Below are 16,070 nucleotides of genomic sequence, written 5' to 3' on the forward strand. Positions count from 1 at the left end.
TATGGGTTGGTTTTGTAGCTGTCTGTGGCGGGGGTCCTCTGCGCGGGATATGGTGCCAGTGCTTTGAGTCACGCCCAGGGATTGTGAGTTGGTTACTAAAAAGGGCTGTGAGAGCCGCGCTGAGAGCTATATGAGAGAAGCAGAGGGGCACAGGCGACGGGGCGCGCCTGCCACGCCCAAGCCCCTAGAGCCAGCGTCGCTACTGGGCTAACTCTAGCGTTTTAGACTATTGACCGTTTGGAGCATGTTATCTGCCGTTTGGATCGTTTTAGAATTGGCTTCATAGGCACGTTGCGCGGTGATGAGATCAGTCATTTCTTCTACCAGGCGCACATTGCTCAACTCTAAAAAACCTTGGCGTAATTGCCCATAACCATCGCCATTTGGATTGCCTACAATGGCCGGACCGCTGGCTGAAGTGACAGCTAGCAGATTATCCCCTAAGGCATGCAAACCGGCCGGGTTAATGAAATTAGCCAAAGTGATCTGCCCAACCACATTAGAAGTGCTCGCATTGCCCTGAGTTACGCTCACCGTGCCATCTACCCCGATGCTAATTTGGGTGGTGTCTTGAGGGAAGGTGATCTGAGGGATGAGCAAGTAGCCTTCAGTAGTAACCATATTGCCCTGATCGTCGATCTTAAAATTGCCCGCACGGGTGTAGGCAGTAGAGCCATCGGGGAGTTGGATTTGAAAAAAGCCCTTGCCGGTGATGGCAATGTCTAGATTGTTTTCAGTTTCTTTAGGACTACCCTGAGAAAACATTTTAGTAACACTAGAGGTACGCACTCCTAAGCCCACTTCAATGCCATTAGGGGATTTAGTGGTGTCTGAGGTAGAAGTCCCCGCATACTGCAACGCTTGGTAAAAGAGATCGTTAAAATCGGCACGTTGCTTCTTAAAACCCACGGTGTTGACATTGGCGATATTGTTAGAAGTGGTGTCAATATGGGTTTGTTGCCCGAGCATTCCGGTCGTCGCACTGTAAAGAGATCGCAACATGGTTAGCCTTTAATTGAAGATAGGGGCATTATACCCTATCTCTTTTAATCCGCGCATAGTGTGAAGCGCCTGAACGCGTTAAGACTTTGGGCTTCCTGGGCTGATTTACCCATAGGAAACAAACGCATCACATTTGCTATATAGGATTTCTGCCCAAGAGGCTTAAAACTCATAGCTCAAGTAGGCTGTAACGGAGCGTCCGGGAGCAGATTGATAACCTGCAGGACTAGAACCGATGCCCGTAAAATAATACTTCATGTCAAAAATATTATTGACCTGTAAACTACCCACGATTTTATGCCGTCCGCTCTGCCAAAAAATTTGGGACACCTGCACATTCCATACCCAGTACCAAGGTAACATTCCTTCATGTTGGGTCATACACCATGCTGCACACTGCCCTCCATTATTTGCATTGCTATAGTATTGTGTTCCATAGTAGCCCCCTGCTGTGCTGTTACTAATCCCGCTGTAGGCACGGCTATAATAGTAGCTAGAAAGCCCGAAAGTGGTTTTGGCGTAAGTGTAGCGCGCATCAAAAATAAACTGAAAGGGGCTCACAAAGGGGAAATGCTTGTTATAGCTACTTCCGGGCAACACGTCTCCATTGAGGTCTGTCAAAGGGTCATGGCTAGTTACGCGGGTGTCGATGTAGTTAAAGGCGACATGGAATTGCAAATCTTGAATAGGTCTATAATAAATTTCTAGCTCCACACCCTGAGAGTAGCCATCCACCGGTCTTACATTGCCCGCATTGGGTCCTTTAACATAAACAGAGTACTGCCCAGTCGCAAAATTGCGCGCCCAAATTCTGAAAAAATCGGCGTTGAAACTGAGCTTATTTTTATAAGTGTAGCGCGCGCCCACCTCCACAGAGTCGAAATGTTGGGTGAAGTATTCCGCCCCACCATAGCTCAACACATCTAATTGAGGGGGAACATAGGAGCGTTGGTAGTTAAAGTAAGTGAGCAAAGAATGGTTATCATTCTGCAGGGGGATAAAACCAATGTTGGTGGAGGGCATCCAATTATTCATGTGTTTGATCTTGGCTAGATTATTGGGTGCTACTTGCGCCCAATCAGAGGCATTATCGTTGTTGTATTGCACCAAAGCATAGCGCAACCCGGGCACGATGAAAAAGCGCCCCCCCCAAGTTTCGATGCGATCGCTCAAGTACACTGCCGTATAGTTATTGCGCCAATCGTTCCAGTTTTTGTACACTCCGTGCTTGATATGGGGTTGCCAACCTGACATTGCTGTAGGACCAACGCATGTATGCCCCGCCTCATATTTGTTGTTGCCATTGGTGCTAGTGATACAATTATTAGTGTTAAAATATTGGCGCTGGAGGAAAGTGGTGGTCATGAAGCGCAAACCCATGATGAAAGTTTGCTTGACATTGCCGGTATTGACCACCAAACTAACTTTGGGTTCAAAGGCGTTATTGATAGCGCGCACGGGGTTTTCAATTTCAATGTAGCCATTGTAATTGCTCGCGTAATAAGGTTGCATGAGCGTGTACTTCTGCCCATTTAAGGTAGGGCATGTACTTGGGGCAGGTTGCCCATTGGGCAATAAAACCCCACTACCACAGGCGTATGTACTGGCACTATTGTAGCTAGAGCTAACCTGAAAATCCCTAGTCATGAATTGTCCATAGTAAGTGAAGCTAAAAGTGCCACCTACTTTATCCAAATCACCAAAATGATTTTCATATACCATACCAAAGCGTTGAGCACGCCCGCCTTTAGCGTTGAAAGGGCGTTGGTTTTCAAAGCGGTTTGTTTTGTAATCCTGCTCGCTGAGCGATCCGGGTTGTGCGACATCAAATTTATAATACTGGTAGTAAGCTTTGATGCTATTGCTCTCGTTGATGTCATAAAGCGCATCCAGCCAATAGTTTTGGATATTCGAGGGGCTGTTATCCCTAAAGCCTTGCCCATTGACCCAGTTAGCCTGTGCCTGCACCCCAAAATGTTTACCTATCATGCCCCCTGTCTTGACATAGGTATTAAAAAGCATATTATTACCCAATGACTTCAGGAAGGACGAATCGCCCGTGCTAGGGCTAGCAAAACCTGCGTTGTTGGCTTTAGCCCAAAAGGTGGTTCTTTCTGCTGCCTGGCTTTCCCACTTTGTAGGGATAGCCTTTGTGATAATGTTGACAATCCCCCCATAGGTGTTAGGACCGTATTGCACACTCCCCCCACCTTTGATCACATCGATGCGATCGATGGACTGAAAAGTAACGGGGAAGATATCTAGTTCAATGTGGGAATAAGGTGCCATATATAAAGGGATGCCATTGACCAAAATCTGGGTAGCGTTACTATGCCCTGAACCCCCAGCCCCAAAACCGCGTACTTGGATCGTAGGCATTGCCCCTACACCGGTGGCGTTTCTAATTTGCAGTCCGGGAACATTCTGCAGGGCTTCCTCGATGCTTTGGTTAGCTGTCTTGGTGAGTTGCTTGTTAGAGATCACCGTGCGACTACCGGTGTATTTCTTAACCTCTTCGTCTTGCCAACTTCTAGGGGCGGTTAAGCCGCTATAACCTAGATTAACCTGACCGGAATAGTCGTTTCTATCTTTCTGCCCCGCAGTAGAAACTTTACCTAAGGTATAGGTCTTGTCCTTAGCTAACAAGCCCTCATGGCAAACCAAACCGACACCTAAAGCCAGCAACAACTTCTTATCCATATCCTTCACATCCTTTATACTTAATCCTACATTCCCAATAAACACGGATATTAAAAAAATAATTTTTTTAACATCTAGGACACTAGTACAATAATTTTATTTATTCCTTAAACATCCTATTTTATTTGTTTTGTATTTGTTTTTTTTGATAGGTGGTTTCATTTCTTCACATTATTTTGTTATATCCATACCTTGAACTGCAAGATTGAGGTTATGAAGATAACTGGTGTTACGCTGGCGGTTTATGTTATAATTCACCATGTTATGGGACACAAAAGTGTGCTTTGCTTGTTCTCAAAATCTCCTTGTGTTAGGAATTCATGCGCTATCGAATTTATTATGAAGATACGGATTGTGGCGGGATCATTTACCATGCCAACTATTTTAAATACTGCGAACGGGCTAGAAGTGAAATTTTCTTTGCAAATAACCTTATTCCCCAAGACCAACATGGTTACTTTGTGGTTAAATCTCTCCAGGCGCAATTTTTAGCCCCGGGTAAATTAGGCGACACTTTGGAGGTTATCACCAAACTTAAAGAGCTTAAAAAAATCAGCGTGATCTTGGAGCAAGAGGTGGTTAAAGTTGCGCCCCAAAACGCTCGCCTCTTTTCTATGCAGATCAAGTTAGGCTTTATTTCTCAGGATACACACACTCCCGCACCCATTAGCACATCTTTTATAACTCTTTTAAAAAGTTTGCTCTAGCACCCTTGAGAATGTAGTTCAGGAGCTTGTGAGGATTGATTGATAATGGGTGTCAAGTTGGGGGTAAAGGCAGCAAGATCGAGGGTGTAGAAGATGTTCTGCCCTTTTTCATAGCCCACTACCACAAGCGCATCATCCACTATGGCTAGCGCGCTGGCGTTGTGGATTTGACTAGGCAATCCATAGGCATCTAGTATCTGTGCGCTCATGGGGTCGATCACTAAAAGCGTGTTGAAAGCTTTGCTTAAGGCTAAAAGTTTACCCTGATAAAGGGTGAGTCCGGTGATGTAAAATTCGCTTAGATTACGCTTAGGTTTCAAAGGGTTGTTTTTAGTGACTTGCACCACATGTTCAGCATTCAAGCCCAAATCTTGATCAAGCATGCTCACTAAAATCAGATTCTTGTAGCGGGCATTGGGCACGGTGAGCATATAGGTATATGTGCCATCACTCCTTGCGCTCAGCACATAGTAGGTAGAGGCACGGCTAGTGCGTAGGCGGTTACGCCCCAATTCTTCAAAGTTATTTGCCCCTTGTAAGAAGTTAGCAAAGTTATTTGTCGCTTTGGGATTGTAGTGCACATCGGCGCTACTTTTGTTCTGCCCCATCACGCGGATAAGATTGCCCACCATATTTACCCCGACAAAATTTTCTACCGTAGCCGCATAATATTTATCTAGCACAAAATGTGTGAGGATTTTATCTAAACCTTTGTTAGCCACATAAAAGCCCTCTTCTTGCGTACCAATTAAAAAGGTATCTTTGAGTAACGCATTATCTCCGGCAAAAGTGTCGGGGGAAAAATAATAATTTGTAGATTTGTGGACTGGAGCGCAACCTTGAGAAGAAGCAGGCATGGCTAAAGGATTACTAGGGGGTGTTGTAGAAGTAGTGGGAGCCCCCAAGAACAAGAGATCGCTAATCGGGGCGTTGAGGGCTAGAGTGTTAATTTTTTGAGAGCGAAGAGGTAGTTCTTTGTGGATTTCTAAGGGCGCGTGGTGGTAATCGTAATCCCATGTGTATTTGCTGTCAGCCAAAAGTGGGGTGTCTACAATTCTTTTCCCTAAATGTCTGGGAAAACCCATGTGTTTCCAATTTTCCGTACTCCAAACATTTTCTTTAAGATTCCACGAAAAACGGATCGGATCTCCCTGCCCTAGATAGGGAAAAGGTCCTGTAGAGATAAACGCTTGTACCATGTTTGTGATAGCGATCACCCCCACAATGAAAAACGCCCAATTATTTGCTTTGCTTAAGTCGCGATAAGTACGCCTCGCCCCATGCGCATAAACTCCCCCCTCATGTGCCAAAACCTGAAAACTAGGCGCAAAGAGCAAAAGCCCTCCTAAAACCAGCACCACAGACCAAAAAACAACATGTGCCCAAAATTGTGTATGCAGTCCCCAAATCGTGAGCGCAAAACCCTGCCCCACATCTTCTAAACCATGGTTACCATAGTGGTAGAAGCTTTGGTATAAACCCCCGGCCACGACTAAGAGCATGATGGCTAGATATTTGGGTTTCAAACCATAGCGTAAAATAAAAAGCCCAGCTAAACCTATATAAACCATGCTTTGGCGTTCTGCCCAGCATTGAATACAAGGAGAGTCATGGTAGATAAAACCCAAGACAAGATTGCCAATACCCACAGGTAAAGAAACAATCCCAATAATAGCCAATGAAAAAAGGAAATAAAAAGTTCTTGATTGTTCCATCAACTCACCTATAAATTCACATTCGGGAAAAAGTTGGAGGTGTGGGCGACAAACATCACAAGCTCCACTAGCCACGCCACTACAAAAATCCTAAAGGCTAATTTCTCATAGGTAGGCTTGAAAAAGAGCAGGCACACTACAATCAAAATTGCCATAAAACCTAGAAACTCCACAACACACTCCTTTGACCTATCACCCGTCTTATTGCAAATCCACATAGAGGTTCGAGTATAGCACAAAAACAGATCGAACCTAGATATCTAGACGAAATAGTAGGGACACATGATTTACATACCCCCCTCTTGAGAAGATATTCAAATGCATCTTTGAATTCTAAGTACCACTCCAAGACCGACCTTATTGTTGTCTATCGAGATAGATAACAATAATTTCTATATAACTTTCGCTAGACAATCCTAGTTAAGGGATATATGATGCCTTTTGGCATATTCTCTAATGTTATTATAACCATCTAGATTCTTCTGGATATCGTCCTTAAAATCCACAATGCATCTTCTGAAAAAGTCGCTATTATCATTGGAGAGTGTTGCGTCTAAAAGCCCTCTGTTGGTGTACTTACAATATAGATCTAGTGTTACAAGAAAGAGTGTTAGTATTTCGTCGAAATATCCCCCCGCATTGCTTTCTTTCGATGCGCGGCTATACTTGGCTCTTATGCAGTCTTTGTATGTATTCAGAAAGAACATCTCAAGTTGAAGGGTAGTACCTTGCTTAGAGGACTCCTCAGCCCTCCGGATACTCTCCTGTGTAGCGGATAGTGTCTCCCATGCAACGGAAAGCGTCCTACACCCAACAAGAAGTGTAAAAAGTCCGACAAGAAAGGAAAACTCAACCACCTACTAAACTTGTGCTCACTCTTTGGATTCTCCTGTTTCTTGTGGGCTCGAAGGACGATCTGCTGTTGCAGGGCTTGATTTTGGTTTTAGTGACGGAAGCGGGCTAAAACTTTCTTGACTGACATGGAGATTCTTGCAAGGTTCTTTACCCTTCTCTTCTGCCATATTCTGTACCTCCCTATACAATTAATCTTGCTTTTGCTCGGGAGGAGTATGCCTTAGTCGGGTAATGCTTTCGCCTCCTAGACCGCAATTGTCCGTATGGATTTCATCGATAATCACTATAGTTGCTTCCCTCTTTTTACCCAATGTGTCAACCACTAAATCGGTTACACCACTGATAAGTGCCCGCTTTTGCTCTGCTGTAGCCCCTCCATGCTCTTTGGAGATACGAATATTGATGTACGGCATAAATCCCCTTATCGTGTTTTGTACAAAAAATCGTTCTTACAGATCCGCAAAACCCTACAACAAAGCATTTTGCTTTGACCCTGCGATTCTACAAGGCTAGGATTTCTGCTGTATTCTTGTTTCATCCATGCCCACCCTACACCCTTTGTTTTTAGATGCTTAGCTTTTTGCATGTCCGCAAGCGTTAATTCGGCAGGAACTCTACCTACTAAAGGCGATACCTATTTTAGCAAAAATTGGGACTTTTGTGGTAAAATAAACCTATAAAAAATCTGTATGATTTATAGGGATCTACATGATTTACCTAGATTGTATGTAAAACTTCGTCCTTCAGGGACCTAAGATGTAAGCGCACACTAACGAAAAGAAGGGCTACCCTCGCAATAGGTAAACAAAATTAGTGCAAACCTGAGTGGTAAGGTTTGGATACGCTCATTCTAGCCACTAAAATTAAGCACGATGACGGGTTAGCGACTAGTCTTACGGACTACAAATAGTAAAGCCTTTTTTAAGTTCAGAAACGCTAGTTTCTGTTAGTTAGGAAGCTCCTCTTTTAGGGGGGTGGTTCACCTATAGGGTTGCACACTGGATAAATATGGCATGATGGCATGTGAATATACTCGTAAAGGATGCCTATGCTTTTCCATGCCTTAGAGCGTGTGCCACACGCATGGGGTGCATTGTTAAAACCCATAATTCAAAGCCCTCATTTTGAGGCTCTCAATAAAAATTACATGCAAGCACTCACTGATGCTCAAAAACGACATACACGCGTTTTCCCCTTTCCTTCTGCTCTTTTTAAAGCTTTTGAAGCCACGCCTTTAGAACGCTTGCACACAATTTTACTTGGACAAGACCCCTACCATAGTACTTTTATAGAATGCAGTCAAGAATATCCGCTTGCTATGGGACTTAGCTTTAGTGTGCCCAATCGCGCACCCATCCCCCAAAGTTTACGTAATATTTATCAAGAATTACATCAAAGCTTACACATTCCTAAGCCTACCCATGGCAACTTGGAAAGCTGGGCACAACAGGGGGTGTTACTTCTAAACGCGATTTTAAGTGTAGAAAAAAACAAGGCTAAATCACACGGGCATTTGGGATGGGAACATTTTACTAACAGCGTGCTAATACAACTCTCAACATTGGAGCGCCCATTAGTCTTTATTTTCTTGGGTAGGGTGGCACAAGAAAAAATTAAGTTACTTACCCCCAATACTCAACACTTGATCTTGTCAGCACCACATCCAAGTCCTCTAGCACAACACAGGGCGCCTTTTTTCTTGGGCAGCGGAGTTTTTCTAAGAGCGCAAGAATTTTTAGAAGAAAAGGGGATCCCCATGCAGTGGGCACTACAGAATGCGGTGAAAAAGCCTTGACAAGAAGAGCAATATTATGCTAAAATGAGACCCTAAACCCCCACAAGGGGGGTTCGTGCGCAACTTAGTCTTGGTTGTTGCTATTGTTGCTGTTGTTGTTGCTATTGTTGCTATTGTTGCGGTTGCTACTGCTACTATTGTTGCTATTGTTGCTGTTGCTCCTGTTGCTACTGCTGTTATTGCTGTTGCTACTCATAGTCTGCTCCTTTCGTATATTTGGAAACTATCAATTTCCATAGCGGGAGTCTAACATTTATTCCGTTTACTTTGGTAAACGGAATACATTAGATGTTTAGTATCTTATAATATTTTTTAGACCAGCAAAGACCTTTTCCAACGCCACTCTATATACTTCTTAAGCCAAATTCCTAGCTTCCCAGATACATGGAAAATACCAACATGTCCAATTGCATAGCGCGTACCTAAAGAGCAGATTATACCTTTTTCTTGAAATCTAAAAGGAGTGCTAGGACTCTTGTTAGCTAAGACATGTGCCCATTGTCTCCCTAGATAAGTCCCCATTTGGCTTGCTAATTGGGCTGTTGGTGGGTAAAGCCTACCCTCAGAATTTTTAAGAGCCGCGCAATCGCCTAGGATAAAGATTCCACGCTGAGGCATGTCTACTGGCTCTAAATAGCTATTAACCTCCACTCTACTACGCACGCTTTTAAAAAAAGGAGAGCTTTCAATCACTGCATTTCCCCGCACACCACAAGTCCACAGAATAAAATCTGCTAAAATTTCTTTTCTCTCTTGGTTTTGCATGACAACAACGCGATCATGTTGGCATTCTAAAATCTTAGTCTCCACTTCCAATGATACACCCAAATGTTGCAAATAAGCCACTCCCTTTTGAACTAACTTGGACTCAAACATGGGCAAAATGTTAGGCAGAGCTTCTATGCAAGTGAACTTGAAATCTTTAGAGGTACATAGACTAGGGAGCGTATCGCTAAGCGCGCCTAAAAGTTCTACACCGCTAAATCCTCCTCCACACACCACCACATGGAAAGGGCGTAATTCTTGAAAGGCATCAATCGCGTTGCACAAAGCTTCATGTGTAGCTTGCGCACTCGTGAAATTTACTAGGCTATGGGTGTGCGCTTCCACTCCTTGCACCCCAAAACTATCGCTATTAAATCCTAATCCTACAATGAGATTATCATAGGGATAAACGCCCTCCTGCCCAACCACCCTTCCCTCTTGAACTTCCAAGACGCGATCTTGGATAAATTCTACTTCAGGGGGAAGAATAGTGCTAAGCTCTAAGGTATGTTGTCCCTCGACTCCTGCCAACACATCGTGTAAGAGCACACTAAAATAATGCAGGGACGACTCTGAAATCAAACGGATAGCGCACTCCTTGCGTACCCGTGCAGGCAGAGCCTTCAGAAAGGAAAGGGACCCGTAGCCCGCCCCTAAGATAAGAACTTGCTTCACCACTGGATTGTAACAACAGGTTTAATAAAGTTTTTGGGCTTATCCTTCATCCATGCTAAAGCTTGGGCAATTTCTTCAAATTTGCCTTCCAATCTGTGCGTGATGATAGGCTTAACATCAAGCTTTTTAGTTTGGAGTAAACGGGCAAGCTTTTCCATGCGATAACGCCCACCCGGGGTAAGCCCTCCTCTAAGAGTTTTATGTCCCATCCCCACATTCCAATCTAAGCGCGCGACACGCAAGTAATCTCCACTTCCAAAGTAATTAACATTGGATACTATCCCCCCATTAATAAGACATGCACACGCATCGCTTAGAATATCCGTTCCTCCTCCTGCAATTAAAATTTTATCCGCCCCCACGCCCTTAGTGATCTCTAAAATTTGCTCTTGTAAGGGGGCCTTCTTGAAGTCAATATAATGTGTCGCACCATAATACTTATGAGCTACTTCATAGCGAAAAGGTACGCAATCCACCGCATAAATCTCACTTGCACCCATCAGATTAGCCCCCGCTAGCGCCATTAGTCCCACGGGTCCTAGCCCAATGACAGCCACCCTATCCCCGGGCTTGATCTCAGCAGATTCGGCACAATGAAATCCTGTCGTGATCATATCGCTAAGCATCACAGCATCGCTTGCTTCTACCCCTTCAGGTAAACGCCCTAAATTCCCATCGGCATCGTTGATATGGATTTTTTCAGCAAACACACCATCTTTAAAATTAGAAAATTTCCATCCTGAAAGCGGGGCATTTTCATGTTGATGATAGCCCCTTTGTGCCCCTAACGAGCTCCAATTAGGCGTGATAGCGGGAACAATTACCCTATCGCCCTCCTTAAAATCTTTGACTAAATGCCCCACCTCTAACACCTCACCCACACACTCATGCCCTAAAAACATGTTATGGCGCTCCCCAATCCCACCCTCATAACAGGTGTGTAAATCGGAGGTGCAAGGCGCAACCGCAATAGGACGCACGAGCGCGTCTAGAGGACCACATTCTAGTTTTTTGCGCTCTGGCACAACTTCTTCTAAATACTCTTTTTCAATAATGCCCACCTCGCCGATTTTAAGCATCGCGAAACCTTTAACCATAGAAAAACTCCTCACTTAAAATAGAGTTTCATGATAGCGCACTAGAATAAATATGATGTATTTATCCCTTTTTTATCCCTTCTGTTCACACACCTCACAACCATAAAGCCCTAGCAAAAGAAGCAACCATGAGATATAAATGTAAGACATTAAAAACCACAAGATGGATACCGATCCATAAAGCTCATGATAAGTGCGGTTGTAAAGAATATAATAAACAAAACCCCATTTCATGATAGACCAACATACGCTTGTGATAAAGCTCCAAAACAGAGGATAAAAGGTGTGCCTAAAAACTTTATTTGTAGGGATAAGAAACAAAAGTACAAAGAAGCCATAAACAACTAGCCAGCGCAAGAAAGCGAGCCAGTAGGTATTTTGCGTGAGATGATGCATTTGGATATTGATAAACACAATTGCAGGCAAGACAATCACAAATACAATACCCGTTCCAAAACCCCAAAAAATAAAAAATCTTTTCCCTTTGATGGTAATATAATCTCTAGGAGGCGCATTGAGGATTTGAGAGGCAATGTAGCGATAGTTTTCGCAAAACAAGAAGAAGGCTAAGGCGATGAAACTCATCTCAACAATCCCTAGAGTACGATTATTGCGCATGAAGGATTTTAAAAAGAACTGACTCATTTGGATAAAATCAGGACTGTTGGGGAAAAACAGCGTCTCAATTTCAAAAGCTTTAGAAAAAGGACTCACAAAGATTAGAGCTATAAAAAGCAAAACTGGTGATAAGGATAAAATCGTGTAAAAGCTCAGCGAAGAAGCGTAGTAGAAAATCCGCGCCACTTCATCAAAATGGCGTTTAAATTCTGTGGGAAGCAGATGGTTACAAGCATAAACCATGCCTTGTAAGCTTTGGCATGCCTGCGCTACTAAAACCCAAAACCTAGCCCACATTAATGGCAGGCAGTGGCAATCTTTAAACCATAACCCTTTAACATGTCAATATCTTTAGTGGGTGCGTCGCCCTTAGTGGTCAAGTAATCACCCAAGACGATCGCATCGACACCACAATCAAAGATTTCTTTTTGCGTATCTTTAAAAACAACTTCACGCCCTCCTGCGATCATCAGGCGCGTTTTGGGTAGAAATTCCTTTGCTAAAACCAAGCACTCTAGAGCCTCTTGAGCGTCCAGAATAGGTTGTTTTATTGGTAAGGCTGGGTTAGGAATAAAGAAATTGATGGGTGTTGTAGCTGGAGTTAGAGATTGTAAGGCGCGGAGCATTTCAATGCGCTGCGCATAAGTCTCACCCAAACCAAAAATACCCCCTGTGCATAAGCCCAACCCTACTTTTAAGACATTTTCACAGGTTTCAAAGCGTTCCTGCCATGGATGGGTAGAGCAGATTTGAGGGAAAAAACTTTGTGCGGTTTCTAGATTATGGTTATAGCTGTCAATACCATTTTCTTTTAAGAAGCTCAAGGATTCTTTATCCGCCCTGCCACAGCAAGCAATCAAGTGTAACTCCGGCTCTTCTTCTTTGATAGCACGCGCAAGCGTAGAGATATAATCGCATTTTTTATCATCTAAACCTCTCCCTGAAGTTACTAAGCAAAAGCCTAACGCACCAAAACTACGCCAGTGCTTGGCTTCCTGCACGACATCTTGCGTTTTTTTAAACTTATAGCGCTTGATCTGCCCTTGATGGTGCGCGCTTTGCGTACAATAAGCACAATCTTCACTACAATCTCCACTGCTCACATTAGAAATAGAACATAGAAAAATCTCTTGCATATCAACCCTTCATAAGTGGCAAGAGAGCTAAAGGATCGAACTTCGGACACTTGGGACACTAACAACCTTAGCTTTGAAACCCAAGACGCACACCAGCCATGCTCGCTCTCCGCGCGAGATTATAGCAAAAAAACATGGCTGTATGAAAACCAAAAAACTAAGAGCGATCTTGAAGTGGGAGAAAGGGGCGTTTGGGCGCACCGGTGTAGGTAGATGTGGGGCGGATAATGCGGTTATGGGCGCGTTGCTCAAAGACATGCGCCATCCAGCCCACCGCCCTAGACATCACAAAAAAAGGCGTGTAGTAAAGCCGCTCAAGGCGCATGTAATGATAAATCAACCCGCCAAAGAAATCAATATTATCGGGCAAACCCTTCTCTTGCTTGACTTTATCGCGAATCGCTAGGGCGATTTCAAAGAGTTTGGGATCGCCTAAATGTTTGAGTTGTTTGGCAAGCTCAAAGCCCACCGCGCTTCTAGGATCGGCATGCTTGTAAATGCGGTGTCCAAAGCCCATGATCTTCTCTTTTTTGGCAAACAGCGCATCGACCTCTTGTAGGGCTTGGGACACGCTATCAAAGCGCAGGATAAAGGCGATCGCTAGCTCATTAGCCCCCCCATGCAAACGCCCCTTGAGCGTGCCAATGCCCGTAGACACGCAAGAATACAGATCGGAGAGCGTGCTAGCGGTGATGCGGTTGGCATAGGTGGAGGCGTTGAATTCATGCTCGGCATAGAGGGTTAGCATCGCGTCCATCGCCTTTACTTCTACTTCTAGGGGTTCTTCTTCACGCAAACGCTCTAAGAGATAATGCGCCATGCTCTGCTTTGAGCTTAGGGGGATTTGTTTGCCATGTTTGTGGTAGTGATGCCAGTAAATGAGCATGGCAGGCAATGCGCCCAAAATTTGCAACGCGCACCCCTCTTGATTAGCAAAATCCAACGCCTCCGGGCGCGCACACCCTAGAGCCACCACACCCGCTTTCATCACATCCATCGGGTGCGTGCTGATGGGCAGGGCTTGCAACACCTCTTTGACCACTAGGGGCAATTCTCTGTGTTCTTGTAAAGTTTGTTTGAAGTCCTTGAGTTCATGCTCTGTGGGCAGATGTCCTACAAGCAACAAATGCGCCACTTCTTCAAACTCTGCCCTGCGCGCGAGTTCTTCAATGGGATAGCCCCGATACAGCAACCCCGCCCCCGTGCCCACGCTACAAATGGCTGAAGACCCCGCCACAACACCTGCCAATCCTTCCATGCTAGCTCCTCAATTTAGAATGCTAGACTATAGCAAAGCTGTCTTAATCCCCGATATTGCTATAGAGTGCGATCACATCGTCATCTTCTTCGATGCGATCGAGGAGTTTTTCTGTCTCTGCTAGGGCTTCTGGGCTCAAGCTGATGGGGGTGGTGGGCAGGCGTTGCAAAGAAGCCTTGTGAATGGGTAGTTGCAGGGCTTCAAATCCATCGCTGAGTTGCTTGAAATCTTGATAGTCCCCGATGGCAAAAAAGCGTTCTGTGTCCACCTCTAGACTCTCCAAGCCATAATCAATCAGATTCAGTTCTACATCCTCTACGCTGAGTCCTAAAGCTTGCAAATCCTCTAATGCACCCTCTAGCACACTTTTGCGCGCAAACATAAACTCTAGCGAGCCATTTTGTACGATGCTAGCCCCCGGGCTCTTGTTGAAATAGCTTTTCAAGTTGGCGATGGTGCGCGTGGGGTTGTCAGTCATGCACTCCATAAAGAGCAACACCCCATGGTTTGCCTTGCCCTCATAGCTCACTTCTACCAGTTGCCCCTCTTTGCTGCTGGCGCGCTTGATGGCTGCATCAATATTGTCCTTGGGCATGTTTTGGGCTTTGGCGTTCAAAATAGCGGTGCGCAATTTAGCATTGCTGGCTGGATCGCTCCCGGCTTTAGCTGCCAGTGTGATGGCTTTGGCGAGTTTGGGGAAAATCTTGCTCATTTTATCCCAGCGTTTTTCTTTAGCGGCACGGCGGTATTCAAAAGCGCGTCCCATATGTCTCCTTTATGTGCGTAAGAGTTGTGCGACTTCTTTGGCGTGGTAGCTGATAATAATATCTGCGCCCGCGCGTTTAAAGCCTGTCATGGTTTCTAAAAGTAGGCGTTCGTAATCCATCAAGCGGTGGGCTTGAGCGAGCTTGAACATGGCGTATTCTCCGCTCACATTGTACAGAGCAAGGGGTAAGAGGGTGCGCTCTTTGATCGCGCGCACGATGTCTAGGTAGGCTAAAGCGGGTTTAACCATGAGAATATCCGCCCCCTCAGAAGCGTCGTTTAAACTCTCTAAAATTGCCTCTCTGCGGTTGGCATAATCCATCTGATACCCCCTGCGATCTCCAAAGCTGGGCGCGCTAGCCGCTGCGTCTCTAAAGGGGGCATAATAATGGCTAGCAAACTTGCTTGAATAGCTCATGATGGGCAACATGCTAAAGCCATGCGTATCCAGGGTGTATCTCAAACTGGCTACCATCCCATCCATCATCGCACTAGGGGCGAGCATATCCACCCCGCTTTGGGCTAAGATAAGGGCTTGTTGCCCGAGCAATTCTAGCGTGGCATCGTTATCCACGCCCCCCTCTTTGAGCACCCCACAATGCCCATGGTCGGTGTATTCACAGCAACACAGATCGGCGATCACGCACATGTGCGGGAATTTGTCCTTGATCGCGCGCGTGGCCTGGGCGATGAGGTGGTTATCATCTAAGGCTGCACTCCCCTGCGCGTCCTTTTGGCCAGGAATCCCAAATAATAGCACGGCTGACAAGCCCAAATTTTGCAGGGTTTGGCACTCTCTTAAGAGTACATCTACACTCATTTGTGCCACCCCGGGCATGGAGGCAATGGGGCGCTCAATCCCTACACCTTCGCGCACAAAGAGGGGGGCGATGAAATCTTGAGGGTGTAGGCGCGTTTCGCGCACGAGATCCCGCAAGATGTCATGGGAGCGCAAGCGTCTAAAGCGTTTAAACATGCAAAT

Annotated in this window: 16 protein-coding genes; 4 read left to right on the forward strand and 12 right to left on the reverse strand. The window is 45.1% G+C overall.

Annotation, left to right across the window (positions count from 1 at the left end; all coding sequences use genetic code 11):
• The first annotated feature begins 88 nt into the window (after nucleotides 1-88).
• Nucleotides 89-211 carry a hypothetical protein gene (locus C6G87_RS08980; RefSeq protein WP_267892695.1) on the forward strand — a complete coding sequence of 41 codons (123 nt, stop codon included), beginning with the start codon at nucleotides 89-91 and terminating at the stop codon, nucleotides 209-211.
• 2 nt (nucleotides 212-213) lie between these two features.
• On the opposite strand, the gene flgG is transcribed toward C6G87_RS08980, so the two are convergent.
• Together flgG and C6G87_RS05150 are read right to left on the reverse strand one after the other, a co-directional pair.
• Entirely contained in the window at nucleotides 214-1,002 is a 789-nt protein-coding gene (gene flgG, locus C6G87_RS05145; protein WP_104752457.1) for a flagellar basal-body rod protein FlgG, read from the reverse strand.
• A gap of 162 nt (nucleotides 1,003-1,164) precedes the next feature.
• Complete coding sequence (locus C6G87_RS05150; RefSeq protein WP_104752458.1) at nucleotides 1,165-3,702, reverse strand: TonB-dependent receptor family protein; 2,538 nt, start codon at nucleotides 3,700-3,702, stop codon at nucleotides 1,165-1,167.
• A 320-nt stretch (nucleotides 3,703-4,022) separates the two neighbouring features.
• Between C6G87_RS05150 and C6G87_RS05155 the strand changes: the two genes are divergently transcribed.
• Complete coding sequence (locus C6G87_RS05155; RefSeq protein ID WP_104752459.1) at nucleotides 4,023-4,409, forward strand: YbgC/FadM family acyl-CoA thioesterase; 387 nt, start codon at nucleotides 4,023-4,025, stop codon at nucleotides 4,407-4,409.
• On the opposite strand, the gene C6G87_RS05160 is transcribed toward C6G87_RS05155, so the two are convergent.
• The 3 genes from C6G87_RS05160 to C6G87_RS05170 all read right to left on the reverse strand — a co-directional run bounded on the left by C6G87_RS05160 (nucleotide 4,406) and on the right by C6G87_RS05170 (nucleotide 7,392).
• A complete protein-coding gene (locus C6G87_RS05160; protein ID WP_104752460.1) occupies nucleotides 4,406-6,124 on the reverse strand; it encodes a disulfide bond formation protein B in 1,719 nt (572 codons plus the stop codon). The two genes, C6G87_RS05155 and C6G87_RS05160, sit on opposite strands and share 4 nt — an antisense overlap.
• Before the next feature lie 8 nt (nucleotides 6,125-6,132).
• Nucleotides 6,133-6,297, reverse strand: a complete 165-nt coding sequence (locus tag C6G87_RS08630) for a hypothetical protein (protein ID WP_199767644.1) — start codon at nucleotides 6,295-6,297, stop codon at nucleotides 6,133-6,135.
• Nucleotides 6,298-7,167: 870 nt separating this feature from the next.
• Nucleotides 7,168-7,392 (reverse strand): 2-hydroxymuconate tautomerase family protein, encoded by a 225-nt coding sequence (locus tag C6G87_RS05170; protein WP_104752462.1) that lies wholly within the window; start codon nucleotides 7,390-7,392, stop codon nucleotides 7,168-7,170.
• Between the two features lie 635 nt (nucleotides 7,393-8,027).
• On the opposite strand from C6G87_RS05170, the gene ung reads away from it, so the two are divergent.
• Entirely contained in the window at nucleotides 8,028-8,774 is a 747-nt protein-coding gene (gene ung, locus C6G87_RS05175) for a uracil-DNA glycosylase (RefSeq protein WP_104752463.1), read from the forward strand.
• Between the two features lie 55 nt (nucleotides 8,775-8,829).
• Complete coding sequence (locus C6G87_RS08500; RefSeq protein ID WP_158653103.1) at nucleotides 8,830-9,024, forward strand: hypothetical protein; 195 nt, start codon at nucleotides 8,830-8,832, stop codon at nucleotides 9,022-9,024.
• Nucleotides 9,025-9,086: 62 nt separating this feature from the next.
• Here C6G87_RS08500 and C6G87_RS05180 read toward each other — a convergent pair whose 3' ends face one another.
• From C6G87_RS05180 to hemB, 7 genes are all read right to left on the reverse strand, one after another.
• A complete protein-coding gene (locus tag C6G87_RS05180) occupies nucleotides 9,087-10,217 on the reverse strand; it encodes an NAD(P)/FAD-dependent oxidoreductase (RefSeq protein ID WP_324761399.1) in 1,131 nt (376 codons plus the stop codon).
• Nucleotides 10,211-11,293, reverse strand: a complete 1,083-nt coding sequence (locus C6G87_RS05185) for an NAD(P)-dependent alcohol dehydrogenase (protein ID WP_324761400.1) — start codon at nucleotides 11,291-11,293, stop codon at nucleotides 10,211-10,213. The genes C6G87_RS05180 and C6G87_RS05185 overlap by 7 nt, the downstream gene beginning before the upstream one ends.
• A gap of 90 nt (nucleotides 11,294-11,383) precedes the next feature.
• Nucleotides 11,384-12,226 carry a YihY family inner membrane protein gene (locus C6G87_RS05190; protein ID WP_104752465.1) on the reverse strand — a complete coding sequence of 281 codons (843 nt, stop codon included), beginning with the start codon at nucleotides 12,224-12,226 and terminating at the stop codon, nucleotides 11,384-11,386.
• A complete protein-coding gene (locus tag C6G87_RS05195) occupies nucleotides 12,226-13,065 on the reverse strand; it encodes a biotin synthase (protein WP_104752466.1) in 840 nt (279 codons plus the stop codon). Before C6G87_RS05195 ends, C6G87_RS05190 begins: the two co-directional genes overlap by 1 nt.
• Nucleotides 13,066-13,222: 157 nt before the next feature.
• Nucleotides 13,223-14,323: a citrate/2-methylcitrate synthase gene (locus C6G87_RS05200; protein ID WP_104752467.1), complete on the reverse strand. Its 1,101-nt coding sequence runs from the start codon at nucleotides 14,321-14,323 to the stop codon at nucleotides 13,223-13,225.
• A gap of 43 nt (nucleotides 14,324-14,366) precedes the next feature.
• Nucleotides 14,367-15,089: a YebC/PmpR family DNA-binding transcriptional regulator gene (locus tag C6G87_RS05205; protein WP_104752468.1), complete on the reverse strand. Its 723-nt coding sequence runs from the start codon at nucleotides 15,087-15,089 to the stop codon at nucleotides 14,367-14,369.
• Between the two features lie 9 nt (nucleotides 15,090-15,098).
• Nucleotides 15,099-16,064 carry a porphobilinogen synthase gene (gene hemB, locus C6G87_RS05210; RefSeq protein WP_104752469.1) on the reverse strand — a complete coding sequence of 322 codons (966 nt, stop codon included), beginning with the start codon at nucleotides 16,062-16,064 and terminating at the stop codon, nucleotides 15,099-15,101.
• Between the last annotated feature and the right edge of the window lie 6 nt (nucleotides 16,065-16,070).

The sequence above is a fragment of the Helicobacter baculiformis genome, assembly GCF_900197685.1.
Lineage (GTDB): Bacteria > Campylobacterota > Campylobacteria > Campylobacterales > Helicobacteraceae > Helicobacter > Helicobacter baculiformis.